Below are 4,248 nucleotides of genomic sequence, written 5' to 3'. Positions count from 1 at the left end.
GGGGGCTCGGCCGCGACCGGGATGCCGGTGGCGCGGCACCGGCCCAGGAGGGCCTCCCAGCCCGGCTGGCCGTCGTCGACCGCGGCGACCAGGAACGGGCGCTCGGGCAGCGGGCCGTCAATGCCGGCGCCCTGCGGGGTGCTGAGGCGGAACACGACGGCGCCGGCCGCCTCATAGCGCCGTACGGCCTGACGGGCGGCGTGGTCCGCGCCCGTGACCAGGACTTCGCGTCCGGTGAGGTCAATGGTGAGCTGCATGGCTATACCTCGTTCTCGTCAGGCAGTCCCGGGGTGGTGGCTCGGACCGGAATGGAAGCCCCGATCAGGACCGGCTGCTGCCCGGCCCGCGCCTTCTCCTCCGCAGTCGCGGGGCGCATCTGGCCGCGCTCGTCGGAGACGAAGGTGATCGAATCGTCTTTCTGGTCCGGGGCGTTGACGAAGGAGCGGAAGCGGCGGAGGCGCTCGGGATCCTTCAGGGTGTCGGCCCATTCGTCGACGTAGGTGTCAACATGCTTGGCCATGGCGGCTTCGAGGTCCGCGGCAATGCCCAGGGTGTCGTGCACCACCACGTCCTCGACGTGCTTGATGCCGCCGTCGAGCTCTTCCTGCCAGCGCGCGGTGCGCTGCAGCCGGTCGGCCGTGCGGATGTAGTACATGAAGTAGCGGTCGATGTACCTGATCAGGGTTTCGTCGTCGAGGTCCTTGGCCAGCAGCTGGGCGTGCGCCGGGGTGGCGCCGCCGTTGCCGCCGACGTACAGGTTCCAGCCGTCGGCGGTGGCGATGACGCCGACGTCCTTGCCCCGGGCCTCCGCACATTCGCGGGCGCAGCCGGAGACGCCCATCTTCAGTTTGTGCGGGCTGCGGAGGCCGCGGTAGCGCAGCTCAAGCGCGATGGCCATGGCCACCGAATCCTGGACCCCGAAGCGGCACCAGGTGGAGCCGACGCAGGACTTCACCGTGCGCAGGCTCTTGCCGTAGGCCTGGCCGGATTCGAAGCCGGCATCGACCAGGACCTTCCAGATTTCGGGCAGCTGCTCCAGCCGGGCGCCGAACATGTCGATCCGCTGCCCGCCGGTGATCTTGGTGTAGAGGCCGTACTGCTCGGCGACAGCGGCGATCACGCCGAGTTTCTTCGGGGTGATCTCGCCGCCGGCGATCCGCGGGACCACCGAGTAGGTGCCGTCCTTCTGCATGTTGGCCAGGGCGCGGTCGTTGGTGTCCTGCAGGGTGCCGCGGCCGGCGTCCAGGACGTAGGCGCTGTTCTGGCTGGCGAGGATGTTGGCGATGGTCGGCTTGCAGATGTCGCAGCCGGCGCCGGTGCCGTATTTGGCCATGATCTCCTCGAAGGAGGTCAGCTCCAGGACCCGGATGGCGTCGAAGAGTTCCTGGCGGGAGAGCTCGATGTGTTCGCACAGGGCCTTGGAGACCTCGACGCCGGACTTGGTCAGTTCGGTTTCGAGCAGCTTCTTGAGCATCGGCACGCAGGAACCGCAGCTGGTGCCGGCGCGGGTGCAGCCCTTGAGCTCGCCGAGTTCTTGGACCGGCGCGTTGCCGTCGCAGCTCCCGCAGCCGTTGACGGTGTCACGGATGGTTCCGGCCGAGACGTTGTTGCAGGAACACAGGATGGCGTCATCCGGCAGTTGGATCTCCAAGACTTCGTCCCCGGCGTCGCCGCCGCCGGCCGCGGTGAGGTAGGCGCCGGGTTCGGCGGCCAGTTCGCGGCCCAGCATGGGGCGCAGGGAGGTGTAGGGCGAGGCGTCGCCGACGAAGATACCGCCGAGCAGGGTCTTGGCATCGTCGGTGGTGACGATCTTCTGGTAGACGCCGCGGGCGGGGTCGGCGTAGACGATCTCGAGCGCGTGTTCCGTGCGGGCGAAGGCGTCACCGAAGCTGGCGACGTCGACGCCGGAGAGCTTGAGCTTGGTGGCGGTGTCGAAGCCGGGGAAGGTCGCGTCGCCGCCGTGCAGCCGGTCCGCGACGATTTCGGCCATCGTGTTGGCCGGTGCCACGAGGCCCAGGCACATGCCGCCGAAGTTGGCGACCTCGCCGATCGCCCAGATGCCGGGAACCTCCGTGGAGCAGTCGTCGGAGATGACGACGCCGCCGCGCTGGCCGAGCTGGAACTGCTGCGGTGCGCCCTCTGCGGCCCGGAACAGCTCGTCGCGGGGCCGCACGCCGATCGCGACGATTACGATGTCGGCGTCGATGGTCCGGCCGTCGGCCATGAGGACGCCGGTGACCTGGCCGTCGTCGTCGGAGAGGACCTCGGAGGGGAACACCCCGCCGTGGACGGTGAAGCCCTTGGCCTCGATCAGCCGGCCGAGCGCCTGCCCGGCACCCTCGTCCAGCTGGGTGTTCATGAGCCACGGCGAGCCGTTGATGACGATCGGGGTGGCGCCGAGCTGTTCGGTGCCGGCGGCTGATTCCAGGCCCAGCAGACCGCCGCCGATGGTGACCGCGTTGACCTTCCGGCCCAGCTTCGCGGTGAGGTCCGCGATGGCCTTGTTGATGGACCAGACGTCCTCAAGGGTGCGGTACACATGGGTGAGTTCGGCGCCCGGGATGGGCAGGCGGGCAGCGTCCGAGCCCGTCGCGACCACCAGCTCGTCATACGGATAGACGGTTCCCGCCGCGGTCTGGACGGTCTTGCCGGCGGCGTCGATGCTGGTGACGCGCTCGCCGGTCTTGAGGTTCAGGGCCGTGTGGTCCCACATGGAAGCGCTGCCCAGGGTGAGGTCGACGTCGCTGTCGGTGAGTGCCTTGCTCAGCGCGACGCGGTCATAGGGGAGGTGGGCTTCCTCGGTGAGGACGGTAACGTGCCAGCCATCGAGTCCGCGGGCGTGCATGGCGTCGGCGAAACGGTGCGCCGCGGGGCCGCCGCCGGCCACCACAATACGGCGCGGGGCGGCGCTGGTTGCGCCCTGGTTCGGGTGGCTTGAGGGGTGTCCGGTCACGGTGGGCCTTTCGCATGGGCCGCAGACGGTGCTCTGCAGCTTGTCGTCCCAGACTAGGCAACCGGAATTTCGCTTCAGTTTCCCTTATGTTTCGTGATCTTAACTTCTGCATCACGAATGCATTTCCCGCCGTGTGAGCTCTCTTTTACGCGCCGGACACATCCGGCGCGTCCGGATGAAACACCGCGCGCCTAGCTTGAATATGTGGCCGCAGCAGCGGTTGAGCCCGCAAGGGATGTATCAGAGAGGGGCCGGGATGACCGCCGTACTTGAAACCGCCGTATACGACGTTGAGGACCAAATTACTGGAGCCGCAGCCGGCTGGCACCGGGTGTGCGCCGTTGCGGACCTGGAACCCGCCTGGGGCGAGGCGGCACTGATTGCGGGCCGCCAGGTGGCCCTGTTCCGCACCCTGTCCGGTGAGGTTTTCGCCGTCGCGCAGGAGGACCCGGCCACCGGGGCGAACGTCATGGCACGCGGCATCACCGGATCCCGCGGGGACCGGCCCACGGTGGCATCGCCGTTGCATAAGGAGGTCTACGACCTCGGCACCGGAGAATGCCTCGGCAGCCCGGAACTCCGCCTCGCCACCTTCGGTACCCGGATTGTGGGCGGGTACATTGAGGTGCAGCTCTAGAGGCCCAGTGCCTCGCGGACGTCCGCAAGGACGCCGTCCAGGGCCGTGCGGGCCTCGTCCCGGGCGGCCGGAAGCTCGGCGGCCGAGCCGACACTGCGGATGACTTCCAGATAGCACTTGAGCTTCGGTTCCGTGCCGCTGGGACGGATGATCACGCGGCTGAGGTCCCGGGTCAGGTACAGCAGGCCCTCGGTGGGCGGGAGGAGTTCGCTGCCCTCGGCAAGGTCCGTGACGGCCTCGACGCCGGAGCCGCCGAACGATTCCGGCGGGCTCACGCGCAGCCGGTTCATCATTGCGTCCAGCAGGCCGAGGTCCGCGACCCGGATGCTGAGCTGGTCGCTCGCGTGCAGCCCGTGCACCAGGTACAGCTCGTCCAGGGTGTCAAAGATCGTCTTGCCCTCGGCCTTTGCGGCCGCCGCGAGTTCGGCAATGAGGACCGCCGCCGAAATGCCGTCCTTGTCGCGCACGAGCGAAGGAGCAACGCAGTAGCCCAGCGCCTCCTCGTAGCCGTAGACCAGCCGCGGCACCCGGGCAATCCACTTGAAGCCGGTCAGGGTTTCCTCGTGCGCGTAGCCTGCCGCGGCCGCGATCCGCGCCAGCAGCCGGGAGGACACAATCGAGTTGGCGAACACGCCGGCCGGTGCTTCGCCACTGGCGC

The 4,248-nt window shown here is 68.7% G+C and carries 2 protein-coding genes and 2 pseudogenes; 1 reads left to right on the top strand and 3 read right to left on the bottom strand.

All coding sequences use genetic code 11. The features are described 5' to 3' along the window. Both Y706_RS27280 and nirB read right to left on the bottom strand, forming a co-directional pair. Positions 1 to 257: pseudogene (locus tag Y706_RS27280) on the bottom strand (uroporphyrinogen-III C-methyltransferase); the annotation flags it as partial. Positions 258 to 259: 2 nt separating this feature from the next. Next, entirely contained in the window at positions 260 to 2,953 is a 2,694-nt protein-coding gene (nirB, locus tag Y706_RS0122620; protein ID WP_028278358.1) for a nitrite reductase large subunit NirB, read from the bottom strand. A gap of 256 nt (positions 2,954 to 3,209) precedes the next feature. Between nirB and nirD the strand changes: the two genes are divergently transcribed. Further along, a complete protein-coding gene (nirD, locus tag Y706_RS0122615; protein WP_028278357.1) occupies positions 3,210 to 3,590 on the top strand; it encodes a nitrite reductase small subunit NirD in 381 nt (126 codons plus the stop codon). Here the strand turns inward: nirD and Y706_RS27275 are convergent. Then, positions 3,587 to 4,248, bottom strand: a pseudogene (locus Y706_RS27275) (phospho-sugar mutase); the annotation flags it as partial. The gene nirD and the pseudogene Y706_RS27275 sit on opposite strands and share 4 nt — an antisense overlap.

Origin of the sequence: Arthrobacter sp. I3 (genome assembly GCF_000520575.1) — a bacterium.
GTDB classification, from domain to species: domain Bacteria; phylum Actinomycetota; class Actinomycetes; order Actinomycetales; family Micrococcaceae; genus Arthrobacter; species Arthrobacter humicola_A.
Note: the sequence above shows the minus strand (reverse complement) of the source record. Positions and strands in the feature narration are given on the sequence as shown.

Coding starts and splice junctions, on each gene's coding strand:
- nirD (WP_028278357.1), top strand. CDS start 3,210: ATGACCGCCGTACTTGAAACCGCCGTATACGACGTTGAGGACCAAATT.